The following is a 25,925-nucleotide window of genomic DNA, read 5'->3' on the forward strand; positions in this document are numbered from 1 at the left end:
TCACCGGATAGTTCAAGCCAGTTCGATCCGCACCGGCGCATGGTCGCTGCTCTTCTCCCAGCCGCGCACGAAACTGTCGACTTCGGCCGCCTTCAGCATGGCCGAAGCGGGGGCGTTGAGCAGCAAATGGTCGATACGCAGCCCGGCATTGCGGCCATAGGCATTCCGGAAATAGTCCCAGAAGGTATAGATCGTCTCGCCGGGATGAAGATGGCGCAGCGCATCGGTCCAGCCCTGGTCGAGCAGGCGGAAATAGGCGGCGCGAACCTCGGGCGCGAACAGCGCGTCGTCGAGCCAGCGCTCGGGCTTGTAGACGTCGAGCTCGGTGGGCATCACATTGTAATCGCCCGCGATCACCACCGGCGCGTCCATGCCAAACAGCGTCGCCGCATGCGCGATCAGCCGGTCGAACCATCGAAGCTTGTAGTCGAACTTCGGGCCAGGCCGCGGATTGCCGTTGGGCAGATAGAGTCCGCCGATCAGCACGCCGTTCACTGCGGCTTCGATATAGCGGCTATGGCTGTCATCCGGGTCGCCGGGAAGTCCGCGCCGCGTCTCGACGGGATCGCAACCGCGCGCGAGGATGGCGACGCCGTTCCAGCTTTTCTGCCCATGCCAGATCGCTCCGTATCCGGCGTCGCGGATCGCGGCCTCGGGAAATTTCTCGTCCGGCGCCTTGAGTTCCTGGAGGCAGACCACATCGGGCTGGGCCTCTTCGAGCCAGCGCAGCAGCACCGGGAGCCGTCCGTTGACGCCGTTGACGTTATAGGTCGCTATCCGCATCCGGGCTGATCGCTTCGGCGACCGTTCGGGTTCCCTCGGGCTTACCGCTGCGCCGCCAGACGCCGCGCAGCATCCGGGCGCCCAGCGCCGGCAGGCCGGGGCGGACGAACAGCCAGTCGCGGATCGCCGGGCCTTGCTCGGCGCCGATCACTTGCTTGTAGCCACCATCGCCCGCACCCCAATCGACTGCGCCGATGCCGTCCTCGGCGGCGCGAACGAGGTTGCGGTAATAAAGCAATTTGCCCGGCGAATGCTTGGCAAAGGCAGGATCGTAGCTGTTGGCGATCGCATATTTGAGCGCGCCGGCGTTCACATCGAACGAGAAGGCCGCGGGCACGCCGTCGATACGCAGCAGCGCTGCCCACAGCATCTGCGCGATGACCGGATCGGCGGCAGCGGCGCGCCAGAAGCCGCCATGGCCGGCGCCCGTGAACTTGGCGTCCGAACCATCGGTGCGCGCCGCGATCCAGCTCTTCTGCTCGACCTGGGCGAGCGCGTCGAACGCGGCCTCATCCCAATCGGCGCCCGACACGAAGCGCCAGTCGAGCGCGCCATGGCTGCCGAGATGCTTTTCATGAAAGCGGTTTTTCCGGAGCGTCGAGTTGCGCGGCCACGGGCCTTCGGCGCGCTTCGCCGCGATATCGAGCAACCAGCTATGCGCAACAAATCGATCGAGCACTGCCCAGCCGCGCGCCTGCGCCGCGGCCTTGAGCAATTCGAGCCCGGGGTCGCCGTCATAGACCGGCCCGACCCGCAGCGCGCGCGCCGAGCGCGCCAGCCGGCCAAGCAGCGCCTCGGCGACTTCGACGCCGGCGTCCTCGGCAACGGGGAAGCTGCGGAACGGCCAGTAGCAGCCGGGTACGCCGACCAGTCCAAGTGCCGCAGGGCCGGTGGACACCACCGGCAGCGCCGCGACCATCTCGCCCTCGCGCGCCACGGTGAGGGTCCGCGCTGCGCCGCCATAGGCCTGGAGCGCTGCGGCATACCAGCCATAGCGCAGAAATCGGTGCGTCGGCGCCGCGCGTACAGCAACGGTGTCGATCCCGGCGGCAAGCCCGTCGACGCAGTCGGCGGCGAGCGCCGGCGGCAGGCGCGTGAATGCATCAAGGGGCATGGGCCGCGTCATCTGCCCCGAGATACGCCCGAGGCGTTACCAATGGGTGGACGGGCTCAGGCCGGCCACACCCGGGCGCGCTGGCGGCGCCTCGTGGGCGCTTTGTCGTCGCTTGGGCGGCGCATCGCGGGCGCTGCCGGCGCCAAACCCGCTTGTCGCGTCAACATTGTCAACCGAGCGCTCGTCGAGACGATCTATGCGGTGCTTGCACTCCCGCTTGCAGCGGCGCCCGAAACGCCCTCATAAGCGAAACCGATGGAAGGCCCTTATCTCTCCACGGTCTCCGAGACGATCCAGGCTGCGATCGCCCCGGTGTTCCTGCTCGCCGGTATCGGCGCCTTCCTCAACGTGATGGTGGGACGGCTGGCGCGCATCGTCGATCGGGCACGCAACATCGAGCAGCTTCATCCCCGCTCGACCGGGCCCGAGCATGATCGCCATGTCTGGGAGCTGCGGATCATCGATCGCCGCATCTCGGTGATCAACAACGCGATCTTCCTGTGCACCGCGAGCGGCCTGGCGATCTGCTGCGTCGTCGCGCTGATGTTCGTTGCCCGCCTGTTCAATCTCCATGTCGGCATCTGGGTCGCGGTGGCGTTCGTCATCTCGATGGTCTTGCTGATGGCGGGCCTGATCTATTTCCTGATCGAAGTGCGCATGTCGCTCGAGGCGATCCACGTCCGCGAGGAATTGCTGGAACTCGAAGCCAAGAAGAAGTGACCCCGCGCAGCGAGAAGCGGCTGCTCCAGGCAGTGATGGCGCTCACCTTGTTGCTGCCGCTCACCGCCGCGATCGCCGGCGTCATCGGCGGCCCGCGCTTCCTCGGCCATCCGCCGGCGATCCCGACCGACCTCGACAGCCATTTCCGCTATGTCTCGGGGTTGTTCCTGGGAATGCTGCTGCTCTTCGCCTCGTGCATCCCCGCCGTCGAGCGCAAGGGACCGCGGCTGCGGCTGCTCGCGGCGATGGTCATCCTCGGCGGCGCCTGCCGGCTGCTCTCGCTGATACTGGTCGGCATGCCGTCGCTCGGTCACCGCATCGGGCTGGGCATCGAACTGGTCGAAGTGCCGCTGATCCTGTTGTGGCAGGCGCGGCTCGCCCGCCGCTTCACTTGAGCGTGCGCGGCCCCAGATCGGCGGGCGCGCTCGGCGCGAAACCGGGCGACACCCGGGCATGCGAAGCCTGCTCATAGGCATAGCCGGCCTGGAGCAGCAGCCCGTCGGCATAGGCGGTGCCGATGAACGAGAGCCCCGCGGGCAAGCCACCCACCAGCCCCATCGGCACCGTTAGATGCGGATAGCCGGAAACGGCGGGAAGCTCGCTCGCCGAGGGGCCGGTGAACTGGTCGCCATGCGCGGGGTCGCTCAGCCAGGGCGTGCCATAGGTCGGCGTCACCAGGATTTCGGCACCGGCGGCCTTTAGCATCGCGTCGATCCCCTCGGGCCCCGCCAGCCGCTGCGACGTTACCCGCGCCGCCTTGTATTCGGGATCGTCGAGCCCCTTGGTCTTCTCGGCCTTGAGGAAGGTCTCCTGGCCGAAGAACGGCATCTCGGCCTCGCGGTGCGCATCGTTGAATGCGATGACATCGGCAAGCGTGCGCGTCTTCACGGTGCCCGGCATCGTCGCCAGATAGGCGGCAAGATCGGCCTTCAATTCGGTGTAGAGTACCAGGCTCTCGGCGTCGCCCAGACCCTTCAGTTCGGGCAGCTTGACCTCGACGAGTGTCGCGCCCGCACCGCGCAACTTGTCGAGCGCGGCATCGAAAGCAGCGCCGAGACTGGCATCCATCTCGGGTCGCCAATAGCCGATCCGCCGGCCCCGCAGCGCGTCGGCTGAAAGCCCCGCAGCATAGTCCCTGACGTAGTTTCGCGCCTCTTTCGTCGCGGCATCGGCGGGGTCGCTGCCGATCATCGCCGAGAACAGGATCGCCGCGTCCTTGACGCTGCGCGCCATCGGGCCGGGCGTATCCTGGCTATGGCTGATCGGCACGACATGCGTGCGGCTGACCAGCCCGATCGTCGGCTTCAATCCGACCAGCCCGTTCATCGCCGCCGGACAGACGACCGAGCCATCGGTCTCGGTGCCGATCGCCACCGCCGCAAGCCCGGCCGCGACCGCCGCGCCCGATCCGCTCGACGATCCGCAGGCCGAGCGATCGAGGGCATAGGGATTGCGCACCAGCCCGCCGACCGCGCTCCACCCGCTCATCGAATGGTTCGAGCGGATATTGGCCCATTCGCTGAGATTGGTCTTGCCGAGGATCACTGCGCCCTGCGCGCGCAGCAGCGCCACCAGCGGGGCGTCGCGCCCGGTATCGTTGGCGGCGAGCGCCAGGCTGCCCGCGGTGGTCGGCAATTCCTTGGTCTCGATATTGTCCTTGATCAGCACCGGCACGCCGTCGAGCGGCCCGAGCAGCTTCTTCGCCTTGCGCCGTGTATCGCTCGCCCGCGCCTGCTCGAGCGCATTCGGGCTGAGCGCGATCACCGAACGCAGCGTCGGCCCCGCGCGATCGAGCATGCGGATGCGCTCGATATAGAGGTTCGTGATCTCGGCGCTGGTCGATTTGCCCCCGTCCAGCAGCGCGCGCAGCTCATCGATCGATTGTTCGCCGAACGCCGCGACCGTAGACGGCGTTTCCCGGAGCACGATGTCCTGCGCCGCCGCGGGTGCCGCGGCCAGCAGTGCCGAAGCCAGCAACCAAATCCGAACCATCCGCGCCCCCTTGCGATTTTGGCACAGCGTAGGCCGACGCCGGCGCCACGCAAGGCCTCAGCGCGTCGGTAGCGTCTCCTCGCGCCATCCGCCGCCGAACGCGCGGTAGAGATCGACATGCGCGGTGTAGCGATCCAACCGGACGTTGATCAGCGTGAGATCGGCGGCAAGCAGGCCGCGCTGGGCGTCGAGCTGCTCGATGAACGAAGTATAGCCGGCGCGGTAGCGATCGGTGGCGTGGCGCAGCGCCTCGGCGAGTGCCGCACGCTGGGCACGCACTTCGGTCTCGGCCTGCGCCTGGCGCTGGACCGCGGCGAGCCCGTCCTCGACTTCGCGCAGCGAGGTGAGCACCGTGGCGCGATAGGTCAGCGCCGCCTGGTCGCGCTGCGACGTCGCGGTTTCAACGCCGGCCCGCAGCCGGCCGCTGTCGAAGATCGGCGCGAGCACGCTGCCGCCCAGCGAGAACAGGGTGATCGGATCGGCCAGGGCCGTGGACAGCGCGACGCCGGCGGTGCCGGTGAGGCTGATCCGCGGCAGGAACTGCGCGCGGGCCGCATCGAGCCGCGCGTCGCTCGCCGCCACCCGCGCCTCGGCCGCAGCGATGTCGGGGCGGCGGCGCAGCAGGTCCGAGGGCAGTCCCCCCGGCACCGGCGGCAGCACCAGCGCGTCGAATGCCTTCCCGCGCGGAATCGCCCCCGGCGCGACGCCGAGCAGGATGCTGAGTGCGTTCTCGGCGCGCGCGATTGCCAGCTCGGTCTGCGGCACCACCTGGCTGGCGGCGCGATACTCGGCCTCGGCCTGGTTGAGCTCAAGCCGCGACGTGTAGCCGGTCTCGGCACGACGCCGGGCGACGCGCAGCCCTTCCTGCCGCGCCGCCAATGTGTCGCGCGCGGTCTGCAGTCGCTCGTCGAGCGCACGCAGCGTGATGTAGCTCGAAGCCGTTGTCGCCGCCACCGCAAGCGCGGCGGCATCGCGCGCGGCCAGCGCGGCCACGGTCCCCTGGCGCGCCGCCTCGCGGCCCGGCGCGTTGCGACCGAACAAATCGAGCTCGTAGGAAACGCTGAGCGAGGGCGAGGCCGCCGTCTGCTCCACCGGCGTCCCGAACGAACCGACGCTTCGCGACCGCGCCGCGCTCGCTCCGGCGCTGGCGTCGGGAAGCAGTGCGGCCCTTGCCGACGTCTCCTGCGCGCGCGCCTCACCGACCCGCGCCGCCGCAAGCGCGACATCGACATTGTTGGCAAGCGCACGCGTCACGAGATCGCTCAGCACCGGGTCGCCGAATGCGTTCCACCAGCCTGCCTCGACCTGCGCGCCCGGCAATGCGCCGCCGCGCCACGTCTCCGGGACCTGCGGGGCCGCGGGCGGCGGCGTCCGCGCGCCGGGACCGGCACAGGCGCTGGCCAGCAATGCGAGCAGGAGAATGCGCTTCACTGCGCCGCCTCCACCCGGGCCTGGACCGACATGCCGGGGCGCAGTCGCTCGGCGAGCGGCTGGTTGGGATCGATGCGGATGCGCACCGCGATCCGCTGCGGTATCTTGACGAAATTGCCGGTGGCATTGTCGGGCCGGATCACGGCGAATTCGGAGCCGGCGGCAGGCGCGATCTGCTCGACATGGCCCCACAGTCGCGCGCCATCGAGCGCATCGACCTTGAAACTCGCGCGCTGGCCCGGGCGGATATGCGCGGTCTGCGCCTCCTTGAAATTGGCGGTGACCCACAAGGTGCGCGGCACCAGTGCCATTAGCTGGGTGCCCGCGGTGACATATTGCCCCTGCCGCACGCCGATCTCGCCCAATTGCCCGTCGACCGGCGCGGTGATCACGGTGTTGGCGAGATCGATCTGCGCCAGCCGCAGCGCCGCCTCGGCGCCCTGAACATTGGCCTCGAGACCGCCGCGCCCGACCTGGACGGTGCGCACGTCCTGCGTCGCAATCGATCGCGCTGCCTCGGCCTGGCGGACGCCGGCCTGTGCTTGGCGAAGCGCCGCGAGGGTCTGGTCGCGCTCGCGCAGCGAGACCGAACCATCGCGCGCAAGATCGTCGACGCGGGCCATGTCGGCCTTCGCGCGAAGCAATTGGGCCCGCGCCGCCTCAACTGCGGCTTCCTGCGATCCCACCCCTGCTGCCCGCGATGCCGCCGCCTGCGCCGAATTGGCGAGGCCGGCGCGCTGGGTCGCGAGCGCGGCAAGCGCCTGGTCGACGCGCTGGCGATAGATGCGGTCGTCGATCCGGGCGAGCACGGTGCCGGCCTTGACGCTGGCAAAGTCCTGCACCGGCACTTGGGTGACATAGCCGCTGACCTGCGGGCTGATCACCGTCACCTGGCCGCGGACATAGGCATTTTCGGTCGAGATCCGTCCGCCGCCGAACGGCCCGATGCCAAAGGCGGCGAGCATCGCTATCAGCCCCGCGAGCGCAATGCCGGCGGCCAGCGCGACGCTGCCGCGGCTGGCACGCGGCGGTGTCCAGCGGCGCGCGGGCGGCGGATCGGCGCCTTCGGTGGTCGCGGGCGAAGCCGCTGTCTCGGGCTCGGCGGAAGGAGGTCGGTCAGCCATTCTGTGCCTTTGCAGCCTGTGCGGCCTGTGCAGCGCGCGCGAGATTTTCGCGGCGGATTCGCATGATGTGGAACGACGCCCACAGGATCGTCCCCGCCGCGATCGCCGCGATCAGCAGGAACACATCATTATAGGCGAGGATATTGGCCTCGCGGCTGGCCTGCTGCGCCAGGATCGCGCCCCCCTCCGCCTGGCGCAGCACTGGATCGGTGAGCACCCGGCCATAGGCGCCGGCATTGGCCTGCACCCGCTGCGCCACCAGCGGATCGCTAAGCGCGAGGTTCTGGACGATCTCGCCGCTGCGCACGCGCTCGCGCACGACCTGGAAGGTGCCGATCATCGCCGATCCGAACAGCCCGCCGATATTCTGGGTGATCCCGAACAACGCGGAGAAGCTGACGAAATGAGTCGGCCCCTGGCTCAGCGCCCGGTTGAGCCCGATCAGCATGGCCGGGCCGATGAACATCGCGCCGGCAAAGCCGAGCAGCGCCTGGCTCCAATACATGTCGTGGGGGCGGATCAAGTTGGTCGAATCCGAATTGAGCAGCGCGCCGACGCAGATCAGTGCCAGCGCGATCAGGATCGGGCGGCCGAGGAACAGCGGGTCGATCGTCCAGGCGCTCACCACGCCGCCGGCCAGCGTCGCCAGCAGGACGATGAAATAGAGCATGCGCATCTGGTCTGATCCCATGCCCACCACGGTGAGCAGCCCGGTCGCGCCGATCGTCTGCTCGGACAGGACAATGCGCACCAGGATCGAGACCAGCGCGAAGCGCAGGATGTCGCCGCTGCCGAGCCAGCGTGTGTTGAGGAGCGGGTTCTTGCGATTGTGCTCGATCACGAAGCCGAGGACGAGCAGCACGATCGAGCCGATCAGCGCCGGCGCCATCCAGGGCGCCTCGAACCACCACAGGGTTCGCCCCATGCCCAGCACCGCGCAGAGCAGTGCGAGTCCGCTCGCCAGGATCGGGAAGGTGACGAAATCGACCGGCTCGAACACCCGTTGCCGCTCGACCGGGGGCAACACCAACAGCCGGACCCCGGCAAGGCAGAACAGCGCGAGGCCGAGTTCGAGCAAATACATGTTCTGCCAGCGATCGGCTTCGAACACGTCGGTCGGCAGCAGCCGGGCGAGCGGCACCGCGAGCTGTGGCAAGGTGATCGCCGCCACGATCCCTTTCAGCCGGTGCTCGGCGGGCCAGGCCTGGATCATGTATAGAAAGCCCACCGTGCTCAGCGCCGCCGCGGCGATACCGCTGAACGCGCGCACGACGATCGCCGAGGTGAAGCTGTGGACAAACAAGTGCCCCGCGGTCACCGCGACGAAGCCCGCGAGGAAGATCTGGGTGAACAGCCGGATGCCGAATTGCTGGCGGAACTTGATGAGCACCAGGTTCGCCGAGACATTGGTCATCACATAGACCGTTGGCAGCCACTGGATCTCGGCGGAATAGAGACCAAGCGAGCCTTGGAGATTGGTGAGGTTGGCCGTGACGATCGCGTTGCCAAGCGCGCCTGCCATCACCACCAGCGTGGCGACCGCGGCATAGGCGGCGCGGCGACGGGGCGGGTGCCAGGGCGTGGGCGGCGAGCCCGGGATCGGCGAGCGCTCGTGCGGGGCGGGTTGCCAGGCCCCCTCGCCGTCATCGCTCGCCGTGTTCGTTGCCATTCCGATACAATCCAATAGTCCGCGGTTCGATCCCGCCCGATGCGCAGTTTCATCGCGCCGCTCAATTGCGTCGCACGCACTACCGGTTGTGTCGGCGAATTCCCCCACCGGAATATTTTTGCAGTTCGCGCTCCGTTCCCTTGCCTTTCAGCGACCCGAGGATTGACCATGCGTCGCGCTCGGTGATCGCCGCGAACCGAGTCATATGCGCGATGAACGGTTGAGTTAACGCATGATTTAACCCCTTGTGCCCGGACTCGGTTTGGCACAATCTGTAGTGGTCGAACCAAGGGGCAGGCTCAAGCACTGGTGGAACCAGCGCCGCATCACCATATGCGGAAGTGCTGGACGCGTGCCGGGGCCATTCGCGATGGACGTGTTTTGTTCTCGCGTGCAACGACGTGGCAGCGTAGCATCGCGCCATGTTCCCGAGTCGATGCAGGGCCGCCTTGATGGGGTCCGAAGCAGGGTCAGCGAGGGGCTAGAGTCATGGAATTCAGGGACACCGAAAACAGCGTGGAAACCGTCACCGAAGCCGCCGCCACCGCCCCCAAGGCGGATGCTACCTCCCCCAAGGTGGCCAAGCCCGAGCGCGATTCGCGCAGCATTGCGCCGCAGCTCTACACGCTCGAGGTCGATCACTCGCGCGACGCGCTGCTCACCGAATTCGGCAAGGAGACGCTGAAGGACCGCTATCTGCTGCCCGGCGAGACCTTCCAGGATCTGTTCGTCCGCGTCGCCTCGGCCTATGCCGACGATGCCGGCCATGCCCAGCGCATCTACGACTATATCTCGCGCCTCTGGTTCATGCCCGCCACCCCGGTCCTGTCGAACGGCGGCACCGGGCGCGGCCTGCCGATCTCGTGCTTCCTCAATTCGGTGCCCGACAGCCTCAACGGCATCGTCGACACCTGGAACGAGAATGTCTGGCTCGCCTCGCGCGGCGGCGGCATCGGCACCTATTGGGGCAATGTCCGCGGTATCGGCGAGCCGGTCGGCCTCAACGGCAAAACCTCGGGCATCATTCCGTTCGTCCGCGTGATGGATTCGCTGACGCTGGCGATTTCGCAGGGCTCGCTCCGCCGCGGTTCGGCCGCCTGCTATCTCGACATCTCGCACCCCGAGATCGAGGAGTTTCTCGAGATCCGCAAACCCTCGGGCGACTTCAACCGCAAGGCGCTCAACCTCCACCACGGCGTGCTCATCCCCGACGCGTTCATGGAAGCGGTGCGCGACGGCGCCGAATGGACACTGCGCAGCCCCAAGGACGGCAGCGAGCGCGGCAAGGTCGATGCCCGCGCGCTGTTCCAGAAGCTGGCCGAGACGCGCCTGGCGACCGGCGAGCCGTACATTGTGTTCGCCGATCATGTGAACTCGAACATGCCCAAGCATCACCGCGATCTGGGCCTCAAGGTCTCGACCTCGAACCTGTGCAGCGAGATCACGCTGCCGACGGGCAAGGACCATCTCGGCAACGATCGCACCGCGGTCTGCTGCCTCTCCTCGCTCAACCTCGAGACCTGGGATCAGTGGAAGGACGAGAAGGGCTTCGTCGAAGACGTGATGCGCTTCCTCGACAATGTCCTTCAGGACTATATCGACCGCGCCGAGCCCGGCATGGAGAAGGCCGCCTATTCGGCCGCGCGCGAGCGCTCGGTCGGCCTTGGCGTGATGGGCTTCCACTCCTTCCTCCAGGCCCGCGGCCTCGCCTTCGAAGGCGCGATGGCCAAGTCGTGGAACCTGCGCATGTTCAAGCAGATCAAGGGCCAGGTCGACGAAGCGTCGATGCAGCTCGCGATCGAGCGCGGCCCGTGCCCCGACGCCGCCGATATGGGCGTGATGGAGCGGTTCAGCTGCAAGATGGCGATCGCGCCGACGGCGTCGATCTCGATCATCTGCGGCGGCACCAGCGCCTGCATCGAGCCGATCCCGGCCAACATCTATACCCACAAGACGCTGTCGGGTTCGTTCTCGGTCCGCAATCCCTATCTCGAGAAGCTGTTCATCGAGAAGAGCAAGAACTCGGAAGCCGTGTGGCATTCGATCCTCGAGATGGGCGGATCGGTCCAGCATCTCGATTTCCTCACGCCCGAGGAAAAGGATTGCTACAAGACCAGCTTCGAGATCGACCAGCGCTGGATCCTCGAGCTTGCCGGCGATCGCACGCCCTATATCGATCAGGCCCAGTCGCTGAACCTGTTCATCCCGGCGGACGTCGAGAAGTGGGACCTGCTGATGCTCCACTTCCGCGCCTGGGAGCTCGGCATCAAGTCGCTTTACTATCTCCGCTCCAAGTCGGTGCAGCGCGCCGGCTTTGCCGGCGGCGTCGAGGCCGACAACACGATCGAGAAGCCCCAATTCAACCTGGGTGAATCGACCGATTACGACGAGTGCCTCGCCTGCCAGTAAGCGGCAGCGCTGAACGATCCGGAACGGCCGTCGCGATCGCTCGCGGCGGCCGTTCCTGCATCAGCGCGCCCTGCTATGCGTCGCCAGGTCGGGTTCGACGACCAGCGTCCACGGCGCCGGCAGATAATCGAGCGACATGTAGAAATAGAAGGCGCACGAGCCGTCGCGGCGGTAGCTCGCGCCTTTGACCACGCCAAAGGCCGTGGTGCCGCTGAACACCGGGCCGCCGCTGTCGCCGCCCTTGCAGTTCGGCCCCGCCACGGTGATCCAGGTCGGCAGGCACGCGCCGCCGCACAGCTCGGCGGCGGGCGCGAAATCGACCAGCTCGACTTCGGCGCAGCTATAGCCGCTGCTCTCGCCGCGATGGCAGACGAAGTCGCCCGCCCGCGTGCTCGGCTTGCTGCGCTGGGCCTCCACGGGCCGCTCGATCGTATGCGCGCTGTCCGAATAGACCAAAGGCCGATCGAAACTGCCGCCGGTATGGATCTGCACGTCGTGATAGCCCCAGCCCCATTGGCCGACAAAGCTAAGCACCGTCGGCCGGCGCTGCGCGTCATAATAGGTCATGTCGTCGAGGCAGTGCGCCGCCGTGGTGATGCCGCTTCGCACGCCGTCGGTCACCGCGAAGCCGGTGGTGCACAGATAGCGCTTGCCGTTGGCCGGATCGATCCCGTCGAGCCGCGCACCCCCGTTCAGTCCCAGATTGCGATCGACATGCTCCAGCACCCGCACCTGCACCGGCACGCCGGTCAGCTGCTCCAGCTTGGCATCGATCGCCGCGACGCCGCCATCTGCTTCGGCGAGCGCGCTGCCGATGATGACGACCAGCTCGCCGGTCCGCGGATCAAGCCCCATCGACGGCGGGCTGGGCAGCGCGGCGCGGATCGCCGCCTGGTGATAGGTGATTGCCCAGACGACGCGGTCGCGGCTCGCCTTGGCGCCGGTGCGAAAGGTGATCGGCACGCGCATCCCGCCGGCGCGGATCGCCGCTCCGCCACCGGCGCGTCGCCGGTCAGATAGACGATGTAGCGATAATCGGGACGATGCTGCACCGAGATACCGGCCAGCCGGTCGCGGTAGCGCTCGGCGATCGCATCGGTAACGGCAACACTCTCCTGCTGCGCGCGAAGGCGGCGCAGGGCCTCATCCTGCGGCACGCCATATTCCCGGGCGTATTCGCCGGCATCCTGCGCCAGCGCCATCTCGCGCGTCTGCACGCTCTGGGCAGTTGCTGGAGGGATCGGGACTATCGCGAGCAGCAACAGGGTTCGGACAAATCGGCCTAAATACATGCCCGCAATCTAGTTCGTGCATGCCTAAACCCAATGCCGAAATGGCAGGGATTCAGCTCGATCGCTATTTTGCGGCGTCCCGCGCATGCTGGAGTTCGCAAAGGCCTTGCGGATGCCAATCGTGCACCAGGGTCGTCGGCGGCTGTTGGGCGTCGTGCAGGATCAGCGCAAAGCCGCTGCGGGTCTCCTTGCCGATCGCCATCAGCAGCATCGGCGGACCGCCCTCGATGACCAGGCTGTTGCCCGAACCACGGCCCAACTGGATCCCCTTGGGTGTCTCGAGGCAGGTGTCGCCGCGCACCGCATAAAAGGCTTCAGGGCCCGAATGAACATGCAGCGGCGCGGTCATGCCCGGACTGAAGACGGATCGGAGATATTCGGCGGCATAGGTGGAAGCCGGCTTAACCGACAGCGGACCGACTTCCGCGACGTGCTCGCCGCCTTTCACACGCCACGCCTTTCGCTCGATAGTGAACAGCCAGATCGCCCCGAACGCCTCGACTATCGTGCTGGTATCGGCGGCAGCGCCCTGCGCGGCCTCTTTCGATGCGAATCGATCCAGGTGCCAATATAAGGGCCCGGCGGGGAGCGACGGCAGTTCATGCCGGGCGAGCAGGCATGCCGGCCCGACCAACTCTTCTGCGCTGCAAACCCGTGCCGTCGCCTGCGCGAACGCCGGCGAAACCCAGGCGGTCAGGCCGAGCAGGGCGAGACTCGAAAACAGCGTTCGCATGGTCCGCTTCTTCCCGAAATTGAGGGTGTGATGGCTGCGATCCTTGTCAGGTTCAACACGGATAATATGACCACGGTCCCCCGCCCTGGAGCAAGATGACATCGAAGCCGAGCTTCGCCGCAGCGGAGCATTATCGCCTATCGCCGGTCACGTACGCAGCAAGTCTATTGTTTGGCGTTCGAAGGCTTGAAGGTCGCGGGCACCGGCTCGGAGCATGTCTTCGTCCAGAATCATCGCGACTCGCCCATCGGCCAGCATCACGCCCGTGTCGCACGCAGCGGCGAGTGTGGTCAGGTCATGAAGGGCCGTTATCAGCGTCAGACCATCGCTGACCATCTGTCGCAATACTTGTCGCAGGTCGAATATCGCCACGGGATCGAGCCAATTGAACGGCTCGTCGAGGATCACGTGCGCGTGCCCACCCGCGAAGGCCGCCGCGATCGCGATCCTCTGCCGCATACCCGCCGAACAGTTGCCGATCCAATGATCGAGCAGCGGGGCCAGGCCCAACGCCTCGCTCAACGGTCCTAGGAGCAACAGCACCTCCTCGATGTCTCCTCCGACGAGTTCGAGGGCATCGCGTCCACGCAGGGAGTCCGGCAGTCTGTCAGCGGGCGGCGCGAAGCCGAACCAAGCGGCTCTGGCAGCCCGATCTTCGCCTACCTCCCTGCCGCTGATCCGGCATGATCCGCTGGCAAACGGCAAACGGCCGGCCAACCCACGAAGCAGGCTGGTTTTACCCGATCCGTTCGCCCCAATGAGGCCGAACCAGGACCCTGCGGTAATGGCAAGATCCACTGAATGCACGGCTCTGCGCCGACCTCGATCGACCGCCACATTTCTCAGAAGAACGGCAGGGCTCAAGCCAGCAGCCACGTCTTCTCCGCAGCGCGCCGCCGTAGCTGCCACAGAATTGAAACCACGAGGACCGGAAGCAAAACGGGCATCGAATATGCAGTCAGCATGAGCAGCCCTGCAAAGATCGAGACCAGGAAATCGGCGAAGCGCTTGTCGTGTACGCAATAGGCAAGGATGCGCATTGCAAGAAGCAGCAGCATCGCGGCCGATGCGGCCAGGGTGATTCCCGCCGGCAAGGGCCCGAGAGCAACCCAGCAAACCGACGCCGTGATACCTGCGAACAGCACCAGGCCGCGCGCGTAGTCCAAGGTGATACGCCAGGGGCCATGACCGCTGATGGCCTTGAACCGCACGATGTCTTGTTCGACGGGCGTGATCGCCAAGGCGAGAACAACGGCTTCCATGCCAACAATTGCGAGGACTCCCGTCTTCTCTAGCGCATGTGCCGGGAGCAGAGACACCAGCAGGATCACTGCGGCGACAACTCCGGCGGCGGGACGGTGCAGCCACCTTCGGACATTCCATCCCATCGCGGTCTTGCCGGGCACTGCCCATCCCACTGCGAGGCGGGCCGTCAAACCGGCCATTAGGGCCCCGGTGAGGTACGCCGGCGCAGTAATCACGACCAGGGGCGGTCGCACGACCAGCGTGACCGCCATCGCTGTTGCGATCCCAAAGCCATGCCACGCGACCATATAGCCGCGCCGTAATAAGGGTTGCACGGCATCGGCCGCAAGCAGGCCGTCGAAGCTGTGAAAGGCGATACGAGCCCTCAAAAGGCGGCCCACCCCCATGCCGGCGCCAGCGCCGATGCCAAAAGCCGCCCAGGCAGCAATCTTCCAGGGCTGATCGTCGAACCAAGCGCGGACGATAGCTAAAATCACGACTAGCACGGCGCCAGCGAGCACGAGGTCACGCCATCCGCTGAAGTTTGCACGAATGATATTGATGGCAATGGCGCGATCTTGCCGAAACAGGCGATTATCTAGGCCGACGCGAGCTCGCATCGTTAAGGTCTAGCGTATCGCCAAGAGTCTGCAATTGGCATCGCGGACGGTGACGCAAACGGCCGATCTCAACCCGCCCGCCGTCTCCTTCCCGGATTCGCGGCCCGCATCTTCCGCCCAGCGGCAAAGCCTAGCCCAGCTCGACGCGATCCACGGTGAGCCCACGTGCCTCAAGCCGCCGTCGCAATTCGTCGGCGGCTTCGTTGGGATTATCGCCGCCGTCCTCGCGGAGCTGCAACGAAAGCGATATCTCGCCCGAAGCGCCGCCCACCACCAGTGCCTCGCGCGCCAGCCACCGAGCGTCGCCGAAGCTCACGCTGGTCTCGCTGCTGCTGCGCTCGTTGCCCAGCGCAAGCCTATCGGCAAAGGCGGCGTGGAGCGTGGCATCGGCGCTGTTGGCATTGGCGGAGGGCGCCGGCGCCGCCGTAGCTTGCGCCGCACCGCGGGGCTGCTCGCCAACCGGCGCGGTGGCGGTGTCTCCGACGTCGCGCTCGCCCTTCTTTGCCTGATGGCCAAGTCCCTCGGGCTGGGGATGCGGCATCGCCATCCCCGCTTCGCCGCCGGTCTTGTCGTCGCCGCGTCCGCGCTTGCCCGGCATCTGGCGCGGTTGGGCGTGGCGCTCAAGGCTTTCGCGGAAACGCTCGGTGTCGCCGCGCTCGGGCCGCGCGCGAGGCTGGTCCGCGCTCGGCCGCACGCTGGTCGGTTCACTCGTCGCGCCCGCGGTCATGCCCATGACAACGCTCCCCTATGCGGCAGATCGTCCTGCGCGCGCCGCTCGCGCGCCTGGCGATGACCGAGTTGGGCGCGGCGCAGCGCCACCGACAGCGCATCGAAGCGGACCTGCGCGCGCATCAGGGCCCGGCGCGCCTGCACGGCAACCGCCCCGGCCTGGGCGACATCTTCCTCGCAGGCAAGCAGCGCCGCGTCTGCCTCGCCGACGCCCGCCTCGCAGCATTGGCAGAACAGATGCGCCTGCCCGTCGGCGGGATCGCGCACCCGGTCGCCCAAAGCGCGTTCGAGCCGCAGCCGCGCCGCGTCGCACGCGTGCTCGGCGGCGCGCACCGCCTGTTCGGCGGCCGCCAGCACTTGCGCGGCCTCGGCAACATCGCGCGTGCGCCGTTCGACGTCGCGGTGGCGCAGCAGCACCAGGGTGCGCAGTTTTTCGATCCGGTCTCTCATCCGTCGAATCCTCTGAGCAAAGTAAGCGTAGTCGCAGCGTCGCTCCGCTGGCTCGCGGGCTGGCGCAGGAACGCGTCGATCTCGGCGCGCATCGCCAGTGCGCGATCGGCGGCGGGATCCTGGCCGGGCTTATAGTCGCCGACTTGGACGATTAGCTCGATCTCGTCGAGCTTGGCGAGTAGCGCGCGCAGCCCGATCGCGGCGCGCTGCTGCTCGGGTGCGGTGAGCTGCGTCATCAGCCGGCTCTGGCTGGCGAGGATGTCGATCGCGGGATAGTGGCCGCGCGCGGCGAGCTTCCGCGACAGATAGATATGCCCGTCAAGCAGCGAGCGCACTTCCTCGCCGATCGGATCGTCTTCCTCGTCCTCAAGCAGCACGGTGTAGATTCCGGTGATCGCGCCCACCGCATCGGTGCCGGCGCGTTCGAACAGCCGCGGCAACTCGGCGAACACCGACGGCGGGAAGCCGCGCCGCACCGGTGGCTCGCCGGTCGCGAGCCCGATCTCGCGCAGCGCGCGGCTGAAGCGCGTCACCGAATCCATCAGCAGCAGCACATGCTTGCCTTGGGCACGGAACCCCTCGGCCACGGCAGTCGCGGCATGCGCAGCGCGCGCGCGCTCGAGCGCCGGGCGGTCCGACGTCGCGACGATCACCACCGATCGCGCCAGCCCTTCGTCGCCGAGATTATCCTCGATGAACTCGCGCACTTCGCGACCGCGCTCGCCGATCAGCGCGATGACGATCACGTCGGCCCGGGCCTGGCGCGCGAGCGCCGCGAGCAGCGTCGACTTGCCCCCGCCCGCCGCGGCGAACACCCCGATGCGCTGGCCGCGCCCGATCGGGAGCAGAGCATCGATCGCGCGCACCCCGGTTTCGACCTGCTCGACGATCCGCTGGCGGGTCATCGGGTTGGGCGCGTCGACATAGAGCGGACGCACCGTCTCGGACTGGACCAGCGCGCCTTCGTCGAGCGGCTTCAATCGCGCATCGAGCACCCGCCCGAGCAGCGCCTCGCCCACCGGCACCTGGTCCTCGCCCAGCCGCACCACCACTTCGGTCTCGATCGAGAGGCCGCGCAGGTCGCCCAGCGGCGCGAGCACTGCCTCGCCATCGGCGATGCCGACGATCTCGCCATACATCACCGGCTCTCCGCTGCGATCGAGCAGCGCGCAGGTCTGGCCGATCCGCGCGGTGATCCCGGAAACGCGGATCGCGGTGCCGATCGCGCCCTTCACCCGCCCGCGCTGCTCGAAGGCCGGCGCGGCGTCGAGCCGCTCGAACAGCGCACTGACCGTGGAATCAAGCGACATGGTCGAGCTCCCAGCGCTCGGCGAGCGCGGCGACCTGGCCGTCGAGATCGGCGATGATCCGCCCGTCGGGCCCATGAATGCGGCATTCGCGGTCGGACAGCGCGGCGTCGGCCGCCACGCTTACCGGATGCTCGGCCGATCCCTCGCCCAGCGCCGCCTCGACGCGCGCCTGCATCGCCGGCGAGGTCTCGACCAGGATCGGTCCGGTCGCCACCACCGCGGCGACTGCGCGCCGCGCGACGCCCGCCATCGCCTCCTCGTCACCGATCGCGCCGAGCATCTGTCGCACCGCCGCGAGCGCCAGTTCGGCGATCTTGTCCTCACCGTCGCTCTGATGTGCCGCGGCCTGGCGCGCGATTTCGGCGACCGCCTCGACAAAGGCGGCCTCGCCCGCGGCAAAACCAGCGGTATAGCCCCTGTCCCGCGCCTCGGCCTCCGCCGTCGCGGCGCGCGCTTCCTGGTCGCGATGGAGTTCGCCGAGCCGCGCCAGCAAGCCGCCCGCCTCGGCAATTGGAGCGCGGTCGCGCGCCCGAACCACCGGCGTGTCGGTGGCGAGCAGGCTGCGCCCGTCATTGTGGAGCAGGTAAAAGCTCATCGTGCGATCCGCTCCGCTGCGCTGATGATGTCGCGGTCTCCGCCTGCCGCTGCGATGCCGAGATAGCCCGCGAGCACGGGCGGCAGTGCCGCCTCGGCCAGTTCGCGACCCTCCGCGGCCAGATCGCCCGGCTCGGGCAGCGCCCGCCGCCCGCCCGGCGGCAGCGCGAGCACCGCCTCCAGCGGTTCGGCCCCCACTTGCGCGGCGAAATCGCGCAACCGGCTGCCGTCGATCTCCTCGGCCAGCGCATCGCGCGCCTCGACCAGCGCGGCCACCGCCCAGACCGAGGCACGCGCCTCGTCGTCCAGCCCCGGCCAGCGCGGCCAGCTGACGAGTTCGGCAAAGCCCGGACGCGCACCGCGGCCACCCAGCCCGCTCCGCCTAAACGGAGGGACCAGCCGAGCCCCGAGCGCCGCCGCCTGGGCGATCCGCCGCCGCTCGCGCTTGCCGCTCATTCGCCCGGCACCACCGGCAGCTGCGCGCTGCGTCGCGTGCGCCGCATGAACAGCGCATAGCCCGCCCCGCCCAGCGCGATCAGGATCAGCACCACCCGGGTGATCGGTGAATCGAACGAAGCGATGGTCACGCCCGCCGGCGGCGGCGCGACCTGGCTCTGCGACATCATCACCGAGACCTTGTCGTACGACAGTCCCTCGATGCTGTTGGTCACCAGCGCCTTGATCGCCCCGGTCTGGCTACGCACGTCGAAGCCCGGCTGGTATTTGATGAACACCGCCGCCGAAGACGGCTTCACCTTGTCCGAAAGCGGATCGGCCTCGGGGATGGCCAGGTGGACGCGCGCGTCGACCACCCCGTCGATCTGGCTCACCGTATGGCTCAATTCCTGCGACAATCCGTAGATCAACCGCGCCCGTTCCTCGACCGGCGAGGAGACGAACCCCTTTTTCTGGAAGATCGTGCCGAGCGTCTCGAATTCGCCCTTAGGATAGCCATTGGCGCGCAGCACCTGCACCGCGCGCGAGAATTGGTCGGGCGCGACGGCGATGCTCCATTTGCCTTCGCCCGCGCCCTGCTTGCTGGCATCGATGCTCGCGGTCTTGAGCACCGAGATCATGTCGTTGGCTTCGCTCTCCTTGAGCTGGCCATATACTTCCTGGCTGCCGCATGCGGCGAGCAGCAGGCAGGCGAGCACCGCCCCCAGGGGGGCGAGGCGACGCGTCTTGCGGTCCGTCTTCATCGAAGACCTCCCAAATCAGCCCTGTTGCTTGAACAGCTGCTGGATGCCGTCCGAGCTGCGATTGGCGATGTTCGAGCTGAGCTGGCAATGGAACATGAATTCCTGGCAGCGCATCGTCAGCTGGACGATTTCGCCAGGGGTGAGCTCGCCATTCGATGCCTGGGCAGAGCTGGCATAGTCCGCCACGCCCTTCGCTTCGCCATCGACCTTGTCGAGCGTGTTGAGGATCTCCTTCACCGCCGGCGGGACGTCGCCGGTGGCCTGCACCGTCGATGCCGGGTTCGCGGCGGCGCCGCTCATCGCGGCGTCGAATTGGATCTGGGTGCCAAGACCCGGCGTCTGCGGCATCGCAGGCGCCAGGTCGGTGATGCGCGGCGGCGGCGCGGCCACCGAGGCGGCGAGCACTTCCATGGTCATGGCCCTTAGCCCTTGCGCGCCATCGTCTCGAGCGCCTTGGAGACGCTGTCGAGCGAAGTGTGCGAGCTGTTCGAGAGGAAGCTCATCTTCATCAATTCGGCGGTGAGCATCGTGATCTGCGACGGATTATCGCCGCCTTGATTGGCGATCCCGTCCGATTTCTGTTCGATCACTGCGGCCTGGTTGTCGAGCGCCTTGCCCCAGGCATCGGCGAACGCTTCGAACCAATTTCCCGGCCGGTTGTCGCGCTCCATGCGCTGGCCGGTCAGCGGCGTCGCCGCCAGGTTCGACATCTCGGTGTTGATGTTGGTCGTCATCGTCACTCTCCTTGTTACGCGTAAGCAAACGTCACAGATGGATTTCCTCGATCCGTCCGTCCTTTTCGAACTGGACTAGCCCGCTTTGCACGGCGACGAGCCGGTGCCCGGTCGGCAGCACCGATCCGGGAAACCAGCGCGATCCGTCGGCGGTGGCGATATAGCCGGGGTCCTCGACCACGCTGGCGATCCCCGCGCCGCTGCCGGCGAAATAGGCCTGGAGCGCATCGTCGCCGAGCGCGTCGTCGGTCTTGAAGCGCACCCGCTTCAGCCCCGGCACGTCGCGCGCGAGCAGCTTGCGCAGCCCCTCCTGCTTGTCGGCGGGCAAATAGGCGGCAGTGACCACCACGCCACCCACCCCCGAAGGCTCGGTGCGCGCCTTGACGCCCTGCGCCTGAAGCACGTCGCCCGCGGCATTGGCCAATGCACTTGCAGTCTGCACGTCGAGCAGCACCGGCGCGTCGCGCTGCGCGACCAGCGCGCGCAACCGCACCAGTTCGGTATCGCTCGCGACCGCGCCATGAACGACGAGCCCGCCTGAGGGGTTTTCGCTGACGTCGAAGCCCTTGAAGCCCTTGCGGTCGAGCTGGCGCTCCAGCGCCGAAGGCTGGCCCTGCACCTCGCTGACGATCTGCTGCACCGGCTGGACCGCCGCCATCAGCAGCACCAGCGAGGCCGAGGCGATCGCGACGCGCGGGCGGCTCATCCATTCGAACGCCCGCTTGACGTTGCTGCGGCCATAGACGGCGATGCGATCGGAAACCTTGGGCACCGGGAGCGGCGTCAGCGGTGCCGCGCTCGGGCTCGACGCGAACCGCTCGGCCTCGTCCCAGCGCTCGGATGCCTGTGCGCCGTGCGCCAGCACGAATTCGCCGAAACGGAAGGGCAGATAGGCGGGCAGCATCGCTTCCTCGCCCACGCCCAGCGCGCGGCCGAGCAACTCGATCTCGCCGGCCAGGACATGGACGCAGGCGCCTTCCTCGCCCGGGCGCAGCTCGATGCTGCGATCGCGCGTGCCGCCGCCGCGCAGCACCACGTCGCTCGCCAGGCTGTGCCCGATCACAATCCGGGTGCCCGGCGTCAGCGGATATTCCTTGCCGGCCAGCCGCCCGTTCAGGATGCGCAGCACGCTGGCGGGCACGGCCGGAACCTCGGCCTCGGGACGTTCGAGAATGTCGAGTGTGTCGCTCATTGTCGCCTCGTCTGGGGAACCGCGGGCGCCGGCGCCGGGGCGTAGGATGCGGGAACCGCACGCGCCTCGTCGAGCCGGATGATCCGCGGGGTGATCAGGAACAGCCGCTCGATCCGCCGCGCACTGCGCGAGCGAGTCTTGAACAGTTCACCGAGCACCGGGATGTCGCCGAGCAGCGGGATCTTGCTCTCGGCGTCGAATTGCGAATTGACCGTCAGGCCGCCGAGCAACAGGCTCTCGCCCTCGTTGATCAGGGCCTGGGTGTTGACGCTGGCATTCTCGACCACCGGGATGCGATCGACCCGGCCCTCGAGGATCGACCCGTCCTGGACGCCGATCACCATGCGGATGCGCGGCACGCCGCCGTCGCTCAGCACATGCGGATTGACGCGCAGCACGGTGCCCGCAGTCACGTTGAACAGATCGACCTGACGATCGCCGGCGACGCGGACGTAGAAGGTCTGCGTCCGGTCGAAAACCGCCTCGACATTGGAGAGCGTGACAAGCTGCGGCCGCGAGACGATCCGTGCCGCGCCCTTCTTCTCCAGCGCGCTGATCCGCCCGATGAATTCCTGGTGTGCGCCGATGATCGACGAAAGCGACAGGCCCTCGTTGGCGGCGCCGTTGTTGAGCGTGTCGGTCGCGACATTGCCGGTGCGCCGGCCGATGTCACCGCCGAACAGCGCCGAGAAGCCCTGGCTCTGCACGCGCCAGTCGATGCCGAGGTCGCGGATCTTCTCGATGTTCAGATCGATGATCGTCGCTTCGAGCTGGACGACCTGCGGCTGGATATCGAGCGCGCGCACCAGCCCCTCATAGGCTTGCATGTTCTCAGGCCGATCGCGCACGATCACGGCGTTGAGCGAGGGATCGATGCTGATCCGCGGGCCCGCCTGCGCCCAGCGTGCCGGCTGGGCCACGGCATTGCCCTGGTTGCCGCCGGGCAGGCCGAGATACTCGTCGTCGTTGGGATAGGCCTGCGATGCCTGCCCCGCATCGGGCGCCACAGCGTTGAGCCCGCGCCCGCCCAGCCGCGGCTGGCTCTGGCGCAGCGTGCGGCTGCCATATTGCCCCTCGACGCTGCCCGAGACCGGCGCACCGTCGCCCATGATCTGGCTGAGCGTGGTGCCGACGCCGGGCACCTTCACTTCGCGGTTGCCCGCGGTCAGCACGGTATCGTCGGCACGGGCGTAGCGCAGATAGAAGACGCGCAGCTCATAGGGTTCGATCTCGCCGCCGCCGCCGCGTGCGCCGGGCGCGATCCGGTCGATCGGGGGGCGCTGGGCATAACGCTGCTGCGGCGTGCCGCTGGCGAGCGACTGGACCTGTTCGAGGAAGCGCGGCACGCCGGTGGCGGTCAGCGCATCGGCCGAGGACGAGCGCGCGCGGTTGGTCGCATCGCCCAATTGCTCCTCGACATTCGCCGCGACTTCGCTGGCGCGGCCCGAGGGCACGGCGATGGTGCGGCTCTGCACCTGGTTCGCGCCGTACACGGTGACGATCGAGCCGTCATAATAGGCAACGAGGTTGAACGCGCGCGACAATTTCGCCCAGACCTCGGCGGGCGGGCCGGCGAAGCGGCCGTTGACCTTGCCGGTCACGCCGTCGCCGACGACGACGGTCAGCCCCGAGGCGCTGAAGAAGGAGCTCAGGAACGACGCGATGTCCTGGTTGCGCGCCGTCAGCGACACCGGCTTGCTGCCAAACGGCGGCAGCTTGGCCGTCACCGGCGCGGCCATCATCAGGCAGCCGCCCAGCACCAGTCCCGATCGGAAAAGCATCTTCGCGCGCAGCGTCATTCAGCGGCTCCCGCCATGTCGTTCTCCTCGATTGCCAATGGGGTACGGTCGATCTGCCCCGCCACGTCGAGCGGGATGGACGGCATCAGTTCGTTGAAGGCGAGCACCGGCAGCTCGAACAGGTCGGCGCTGAGCAGGCGGCGCAACGGCCGGCGCAGGTCGAACGCCGTCACCACTGCCCGCGCTCCGGTCTCGGCGACCTCGCGACGGATCATCGCGATCAGCGTGCGGGCATGGTCCGGCTCCATCGCCAGGCGCGCGACGCCATCGACGGTGCGGCTATTGTCGCGCAGGAAACGCTCGAGCGTGGTGCCGACGATCAGCACGCGGAAGCGTCCATCGATGCAGTGCGGCGGCGCGAGATAGCGACGCAACGCCACGCGGGTGAGGTCGGCAAGCGGCAACGCGTTGCGTTCGGACTGGCCGGCCTCTGCAATCGCCTCGAGCACGTCGCGCATGTTGCGCAGCGGGACTTCCTCTTCGGCGAGCAGCCGCAGCACTTCGGCGATCCGGCTGGTAGTAACCGCACGGACGACTTCCTTGACCACGTCGGGATATTCGGCGCCGACGCGGTTGAGCAGCCCGGTGACTTCCTGCAGGCCAAGGAAATGGCCGATGTGCCGCCGGAGCGCCGCCTCGACGGCGTCCGCAACCTGCTGCTCGATCGCGTCGCCTTCGATCACGCCGCTGGCGATCGGCGCCTCATAGACGAACAGCGCCCATTTGCCCTTCTCGCCGAACTCGGCTTCGCTCGGCTCGATCTCGGCGGCGGGCAGCGCGGTGCCGATGCGGTCCTGCGCGCGCTCGAGCACCGCGGTCACTGCCGCGCTGACTGCGGCGATCCGCGCCGCGGTGAGGTCTTGCGTGCGCAGTTCGAGCACCAGCGGGCGGACGCGCTTGAGCGCTGCGGGGCGCGCCTCGACCACCGGCGGCAGTGCCGTCGGGCGCTGGTCGAAACGGCTGGCCTTGCCGCGGATCCAGGCGTTGGTCACCGGATGCTGCCACGCGCCGCTGCCGGCCAGCGCCGCCGCAATGCCCAGGAACACCAGGGTCGGGAAGCCCGGGATCACGCCAAGCAGCAGGCACAGCCCGGCGGCGATGAACAGCACGCGCGGCTTGCCGCCGACCTGGCGGGCGATCGCGGCACCCAGTTCGCCGTCGCGCTCCTCGTCGGTGGTGCGCGTGACCAGCAGGCCCGCCGCCATCGCGCTGAACAGTGCGGGCAGCTGCGCGACGAGGCCGTCGCCGATGGTCAGGATCGAATAGGTGGTGACGGCATCGCCCGCGGCCATGCCGTGCGAGAAGATGCCGACGCCAAGGCCGCCGATCAGATTGACCAGCACGATCACGATCGAGGCGATCGCGTCGCCCTTCACGAACTTCATCGCGCCGTCCAGGCTGCCGTGGAGCTTGCTTTCCTGCTCCAGCGTGCGGCGGCGCAGCCGCGCCTCGTCCTTGTCGATCAGCCCGGAGCGCAGGTCGCTGTCGATCGACAGCTGCTTGCCCGGCATCGCGTCGAGGCTGAACCGCGCCGCGACTTCGGCGACGCGCTCGGCGCCCTTCGAGATGACGATAAACTGCACGATGGTGATGATCAGGAACACCACCAACCCGACGATCAGATTGCCGCCCGCGACCATCTCGCCGAACTGGCGGACGATATGCCCCGCCTCGGCATGGCCCAGGATCATCCGCGTCGTCGCGATCGAGATCGACAGGCGGAACAACGTCGTCAGCAGCAGCACCGACGGGAAGGTCGAGAAGTCGAGCGGCTTGGAGACGTAGAGCGTGCTGAGCAGCAGCAGCACGCCCATCGTCATGTTGGCGGCGATCAGGATGTCGAGCGCCAGCGGCGGCAGCGGCAGGATCAGCAGCCCGATGACCGCGACCAGCGTGGCGACCAGCGCCAGGTCGGCGATGCGCAGGTTCCCGCGCGGCAGCCGGCCAAGGGCGGCAAAGGGGCTCACCGCGCGGCTCCTGCGGTTCCTCCCCGCAGCGTCTGGTACCGCGCCATCACCTTGCGGACATAGCCCTGCGTCTCGGCATAGGGCGGGACCTTGTTGCCATATTTGGCCACCGCGCCCTCGCCGGCATTATAGCCCGCCAGGATCAGGTTGAAGTCGCGGCCGTAACGGCGCTGAAGGCGCTTGAGCAGTCGCGCGCCGGCGTCGATGTTGGTGCCCGGATCGAACAGCGCGGCGCGCTGGACCCCAAGCGACTTGCCGGTAGTCGGGATGATCTGCATCAGCCCGATCGCGTTCGCATGCGAAACAGCATTGGGGCGATACGCCGATTCGGTGCCGATAACGGCATGAAGGAAGAGCGGATCGATCCGATAGTTCGCCGCAATGCGAGTGACGTGATCGTCATAGCGCGCGACGCGCGTGCCGGCGCGGGTGCGCACCGACGCGGTGACTGGCGCTTCGGCAGCCTCGGCCTCGCGGCGGCGACGATCTTCGGGCTTCTCCTTGACGCCCTGGATGCGCACCACGTCCGGGCTGTCGGGCAGCCGATCGGGCGCAATCGTCACGACATCGCGCGTGCACGCGGCAAGCAACTCGTAATTGGACATCGTCTGCCCCGCCGAGACGCGCAACGGCGCGTTCAGCGGGCAGTCTTCCAGCGGATTCTTCCCGGTTAAGGACTGCGCCGAAGCATTCGTCGCGAGTCCGCAAGAAAAAACCAAGGAAATGGCGAGGTTAACACCGACGCCGAATTTTACGTTACCCATGATCGAGAACTCCTCGCCGGCTTGTTAAACCCGCGTCCCGATCCGAATTTGCCCG

26 protein-coding genes are annotated in these 25,925 nt (G+C 67.8%); 4 read left to right on the forward strand and 22 right to left on the reverse strand.

Going from position 1 to position 25,925, the window contains the following annotated elements; genetic code table 11:
* Positions 1–12 precede the first annotated feature (12 nt).
* Together xth and AB2M62_RS14760 are read right to left on the reverse strand one after the other, a co-directional pair.
* The gene (gene xth / locus AB2M62_RS14755; RefSeq protein WP_404334929.1) at positions 13–783 is read right to left on the reverse strand and encodes an exodeoxyribonuclease III; all 771 of its coding nucleotides are present in this window, start codon (positions 781–783) and stop codon (positions 13–15) included.
* Positions 764–1,897: a GNAT family N-acetyltransferase gene (locus AB2M62_RS14760; protein WP_404334930.1), complete on the reverse strand. Its 1,134-nt coding sequence runs from the start codon at positions 1,895–1,897 to the stop codon at positions 764–766. The genes xth and AB2M62_RS14760 overlap by 20 nt, the downstream gene beginning before the upstream one ends.
* Before the next feature lie 255 nt (positions 1,898–2,152).
* Between AB2M62_RS14760 and AB2M62_RS14765 the strand changes: the two genes are divergently transcribed.
* Together AB2M62_RS14765 and AB2M62_RS14770 are read left to right on the forward strand one after the other, a co-directional pair.
* A complete protein-coding gene (locus tag AB2M62_RS14765) occupies positions 2,153–2,617 on the forward strand; it encodes a DUF2721 domain-containing protein (protein WP_404334932.1) in 465 nt (154 codons plus the stop codon).
* Positions 2,614–3,012 (forward strand): DUF4345 domain-containing protein, encoded by a 399-nt coding sequence (locus AB2M62_RS14770; protein ID WP_404334934.1) that lies wholly within the window; start codon positions 2,614–2,616, stop codon positions 3,010–3,012. The genes AB2M62_RS14765 and AB2M62_RS14770 overlap by 4 nt, the downstream gene beginning before the upstream one ends.
* On the opposite strand, the gene AB2M62_RS14775 is transcribed toward AB2M62_RS14770, so the two are convergent.
* From AB2M62_RS14775 to AB2M62_RS14790, 4 genes are read right to left on the reverse strand one after another with little or no spacing between them, the layout of a single operon-like run.
* Complete coding sequence (locus AB2M62_RS14775; RefSeq protein WP_404334936.1) at positions 3,005–4,609, reverse strand: amidase; 1,605 nt, start codon at positions 4,607–4,609, stop codon at positions 3,005–3,007. The two genes, AB2M62_RS14770 and AB2M62_RS14775, sit on opposite strands and share 8 nt — an antisense overlap.
* A 57-nt stretch (positions 4,610–4,666) precedes the next feature.
* Complete coding sequence (locus AB2M62_RS14780; protein WP_404334938.1) at positions 4,667–6,040, reverse strand: efflux transporter outer membrane subunit; 1,374 nt, start codon at positions 6,038–6,040, stop codon at positions 4,667–4,669.
* A complete protein-coding gene (locus AB2M62_RS14785) occupies positions 6,037–7,164 on the reverse strand; it encodes an HlyD family secretion protein (protein ID WP_404334939.1) in 1,128 nt (375 codons plus the stop codon). Before AB2M62_RS14785 ends, AB2M62_RS14780 begins: the two co-directional genes overlap by 4 nt.
* Complete coding sequence (locus tag AB2M62_RS14790) at positions 7,157–8,833, reverse strand: MFS transporter (protein WP_404334941.1); 1,677 nt, start codon at positions 8,831–8,833, stop codon at positions 7,157–7,159. The genes AB2M62_RS14785 and AB2M62_RS14790 overlap by 8 nt, the downstream gene beginning before the upstream one ends.
* A gap of 489 nt (positions 8,834–9,322) precedes the next feature.
* Between AB2M62_RS14790 and AB2M62_RS14795 the strand changes: the two genes are divergently transcribed.
* Positions 9,323–11,242, forward strand: a complete 1,920-nt coding sequence (locus AB2M62_RS14795) for a ribonucleoside-diphosphate reductase subunit alpha (protein ID WP_404334943.1) — start codon at positions 9,323–9,325, stop codon at positions 11,240–11,242.
* A 60-nt stretch (positions 11,243–11,302) separates the two neighbouring features.
* On the opposite strand, the gene AB2M62_RS14800 is transcribed toward AB2M62_RS14795, so the two are convergent.
* Positions 11,303–12,205 carry a hypothetical protein gene (locus AB2M62_RS14800; protein WP_404334945.1) on the reverse strand — a complete coding sequence of 301 codons (903 nt, stop codon included), beginning with the start codon at positions 12,203–12,205 and terminating at the stop codon, positions 11,303–11,305.
* A gap of 80 nt (positions 12,206–12,285) precedes the next feature.
* Between AB2M62_RS14800 and AB2M62_RS14805 the strand changes: the two genes are divergently transcribed.
* The gene (locus AB2M62_RS14805; RefSeq protein ID WP_404334946.1) at positions 12,286–12,528 is read left to right on the forward strand and encodes a hypothetical protein; all 243 of its coding nucleotides are present in this window, start codon (positions 12,286–12,288) and stop codon (positions 12,526–12,528) included.
* Positions 12,529–12,598: 70 nt separating this feature from the next.
* On the opposite strand, the gene AB2M62_RS14810 is transcribed toward AB2M62_RS14805, so the two are convergent.
* The 15 genes from AB2M62_RS14810 to AB2M62_RS14880 form a co-directional block, all read right to left on the reverse strand.
* Positions 12,599–13,267, reverse strand: coding sequence for a hypothetical protein (locus AB2M62_RS14810; protein ID WP_404334948.1), 669 nt, complete (start codon positions 13,265–13,267; stop codon positions 12,599–12,601).
* 147 nt (positions 13,268–13,414) lie between these two features.
* A complete protein-coding gene (locus AB2M62_RS14815; protein WP_404334950.1) occupies positions 13,415–14,065 on the reverse strand; it encodes an ATP-binding cassette domain-containing protein in 651 nt (216 codons plus the stop codon).
* 62 nt (positions 14,066–14,127) lie between these two features.
* Positions 14,128–15,132 (reverse strand): hypothetical protein, encoded by a 1,005-nt coding sequence (locus tag AB2M62_RS14820; RefSeq protein WP_404334951.1) that lies wholly within the window; start codon positions 15,130–15,132, stop codon positions 14,128–14,130.
* A 130-nt stretch (positions 15,133–15,262) separates the two neighbouring features.
* A complete protein-coding gene (locus AB2M62_RS14825) occupies positions 15,263–15,865 on the reverse strand; it encodes a hypothetical protein (RefSeq protein ID WP_404334952.1) in 603 nt (200 codons plus the stop codon).
* A complete protein-coding gene (locus AB2M62_RS14830; RefSeq protein WP_404334954.1) occupies positions 15,856–16,311 on the reverse strand; it encodes a hypothetical protein in 456 nt (151 codons plus the stop codon). Before AB2M62_RS14830 ends, AB2M62_RS14825 begins: the two co-directional genes overlap by 10 nt.
* Complete coding sequence (locus tag AB2M62_RS14835; protein ID WP_404334955.1) at positions 16,308–17,621, reverse strand: FliI/YscN family ATPase; 1,314 nt, start codon at positions 17,619–17,621, stop codon at positions 16,308–16,310. Before AB2M62_RS14835 ends, AB2M62_RS14830 begins: the two co-directional genes overlap by 4 nt.
* Positions 17,611–18,216, reverse strand: a complete 606-nt coding sequence (locus AB2M62_RS14840; RefSeq protein ID WP_404334957.1) for a FliH/SctL family protein — start codon at positions 18,214–18,216, stop codon at positions 17,611–17,613. Before AB2M62_RS14840 ends, AB2M62_RS14835 begins: the two co-directional genes overlap by 11 nt.
* Entirely contained in the window at positions 18,213–18,671 is a 459-nt protein-coding gene (locus AB2M62_RS14845) for a hypothetical protein (RefSeq protein WP_404334959.1), read from the reverse strand. Before AB2M62_RS14845 ends, AB2M62_RS14840 begins: the two co-directional genes overlap by 4 nt.
* Positions 18,668–19,414: a type III secretion system inner membrane ring lipoprotein SctJ gene (sctJ, locus tag AB2M62_RS14850; protein ID WP_404334961.1), complete on the reverse strand. Its 747-nt coding sequence runs from the start codon at positions 19,412–19,414 to the stop codon at positions 18,668–18,670. The genes AB2M62_RS14845 and sctJ overlap by 4 nt, the downstream gene beginning before the upstream one ends.
* Positions 19,415–19,429: 15 nt before the next feature.
* Positions 19,430–19,831, reverse strand: coding sequence for a hypothetical protein (locus AB2M62_RS14855; RefSeq protein ID WP_404334962.1), 402 nt, complete (start codon positions 19,829–19,831; stop codon positions 19,430–19,432).
* A gap of 5 nt (positions 19,832–19,836) precedes the next feature.
* Positions 19,837–20,148, reverse strand: coding sequence for a hypothetical protein (locus AB2M62_RS14860; protein WP_404334964.1), 312 nt, complete (start codon positions 20,146–20,148; stop codon positions 19,837–19,839).
* 31 nt (positions 20,149–20,179) lie between these two features.
* Entirely contained in the window at positions 20,180–21,340 is a 1,161-nt protein-coding gene (locus AB2M62_RS14865; protein WP_404334966.1) for a hypothetical protein, read from the reverse strand.
* Positions 21,337–23,139, reverse strand: a complete 1,803-nt coding sequence (gene sctC / locus AB2M62_RS14870) for a type III secretion system outer membrane ring subunit SctC (RefSeq protein ID WP_404334968.1) — start codon at positions 23,137–23,139, stop codon at positions 21,337–21,339. The genes AB2M62_RS14865 and sctC overlap by 4 nt, the downstream gene beginning before the upstream one ends.
* Positions 23,136–25,106 carry an FHIPEP family type III secretion protein gene (locus tag AB2M62_RS14875; protein ID WP_404334970.1) on the reverse strand — a complete coding sequence of 657 codons (1,971 nt, stop codon included), beginning with the start codon at positions 25,104–25,106 and terminating at the stop codon, positions 23,136–23,138. Before AB2M62_RS14875 ends, sctC begins: the two co-directional genes overlap by 4 nt.
* Positions 25,103–25,711, reverse strand: coding sequence for a lytic transglycosylase domain-containing protein (locus AB2M62_RS14880; protein WP_404334972.1), 609 nt, complete (start codon positions 25,709–25,711; stop codon positions 25,103–25,105). The genes AB2M62_RS14875 and AB2M62_RS14880 overlap by 4 nt, the downstream gene beginning before the upstream one ends.
* Positions 25,712–25,925 lie beyond the last annotated feature (214 nt).

This window comes from Sphingomonas sp. MMS12-HWE2-04, from assembly GCF_044881185.1.
GTDB lineage: Bacteria > Pseudomonadota > Alphaproteobacteria > Sphingomonadales > Sphingomonadaceae > Sphingomonas.

What these genes read in the sequence shown, in the direction of transcription:
- xth (WP_404334929.1), bottom strand. Translation starts at nt 783, where the DNA reads ATGCGGATAGCGACCTATAACGTCAACGGCGTCAACGGACGGCTCCCG.
- AB2M62_RS14760 (WP_404334930.1), bottom strand. Translation starts at nt 1,897, where the DNA reads ATGCCCCTTGATGCATTCACGCGCCTGCCGCCGGCGCTCGCCGCCGAC.
- AB2M62_RS14765 (WP_404334932.1), top strand. Translation starts at nt 2,153, where the DNA reads ATGGAAGGCCCTTATCTCTCCACGGTCTCCGAGACGATCCAGGCTGCG.
- AB2M62_RS14775 (WP_404334936.1), bottom strand. Translation starts at nt 4,609, where the DNA reads ATGGTTCGGATTTGGTTGCTGGCTTCGGCACTGCTGGCCGCGGCACCC.
- AB2M62_RS14785 (WP_404334939.1), bottom strand. Translation starts at nt 7,164, where the DNA reads ATGGCTGACCGACCTCCTTCCGCCGAGCCCGAGACAGCGGCTTCGCCC.
- AB2M62_RS14790 (WP_404334941.1), bottom strand. Translation starts at nt 8,833, where the DNA reads ATGGCAACGAACACGGCGAGCGATGACGGCGAGGGGGCCTGGCAACCC.
- AB2M62_RS14795 (WP_404334943.1), top strand. Translation starts at nt 9,323, where the DNA reads ATGGAATTCAGGGACACCGAAAACAGCGTGGAAACCGTCACCGAAGCC.
- AB2M62_RS14805 (WP_404334946.1), top strand. Translation starts at nt 12,286, where the DNA reads ATGCTGCACCGAGATACCGGCCAGCCGGTCGCGGTAGCGCTCGGCGAT.
- AB2M62_RS14810 (WP_404334948.1), bottom strand. Translation starts at nt 13,267, where the DNA reads ATGCGAACGCTGTTTTCGAGTCTCGCCCTGCTCGGCCTGACCGCCTGG.
- AB2M62_RS14820 (WP_404334951.1), bottom strand. Translation starts at nt 15,132, where the DNA reads ATGCGAGCTCGCGTCGGCCTAGATAATCGCCTGTTTCGGCAAGATCGC.
- AB2M62_RS14825 (WP_404334952.1), bottom strand. Translation starts at nt 15,865, where the DNA reads ATGGGCATGACCGCGGGCGCGACGAGTGAACCGACCAGCGTGCGGCCG.
- AB2M62_RS14830 (WP_404334954.1), bottom strand. Translation starts at nt 16,311, where the DNA reads ATGAGAGACCGGATCGAAAAACTGCGCACCCTGGTGCTGCTGCGCCAC.
- AB2M62_RS14835 (WP_404334955.1), bottom strand. Translation starts at nt 17,621, where the DNA reads ATGTCGCTTGATTCCACGGTCAGTGCGCTGTTCGAGCGGCTCGACGCC.
- AB2M62_RS14840 (WP_404334957.1), bottom strand. Translation starts at nt 18,216, where the DNA reads ATGAGCTTTTACCTGCTCCACAATGACGGGCGCAGCCTGCTCGCCACC.
- AB2M62_RS14845 (WP_404334959.1), bottom strand. Translation starts at nt 18,671, where the DNA reads ATGAGCGGCAAGCGCGAGCGGCGGCGGATCGCCCAGGCGGCGGCGCTC.
- sctJ (WP_404334961.1), bottom strand. Translation starts at nt 19,414, where the DNA reads ATGAAGACGGACCGCAAGACGCGTCGCCTCGCCCCCCTGGGGGCGGTG.
- AB2M62_RS14855 (WP_404334962.1), bottom strand. Translation starts at nt 19,831, where the DNA reads ATGACCATGGAAGTGCTCGCCGCCTCGGTGGCCGCGCCGCCGCCGCGC.
- AB2M62_RS14860 (WP_404334964.1), bottom strand. Translation starts at nt 20,148, where the DNA reads ATGACGACCAACATCAACACCGAGATGTCGAACCTGGCGGCGACGCCG.
- AB2M62_RS14865 (WP_404334966.1), bottom strand. Translation starts at nt 21,340, where the DNA reads ATGAGCGACACACTCGACATTCTCGAACGTCCCGAGGCCGAGGTTCCG.
- sctC (WP_404334968.1), bottom strand. Translation starts at nt 23,139, where the DNA reads ATGACGCTGCGCGCGAAGATGCTTTTCCGATCGGGACTGGTGCTGGGC.
- AB2M62_RS14880 (WP_404334972.1), bottom strand. Translation starts at nt 25,711, where the DNA reads ATGTCCAATTACGAGTTGCTTGCCGCGTGCACGCGCGATGTCGTGACG.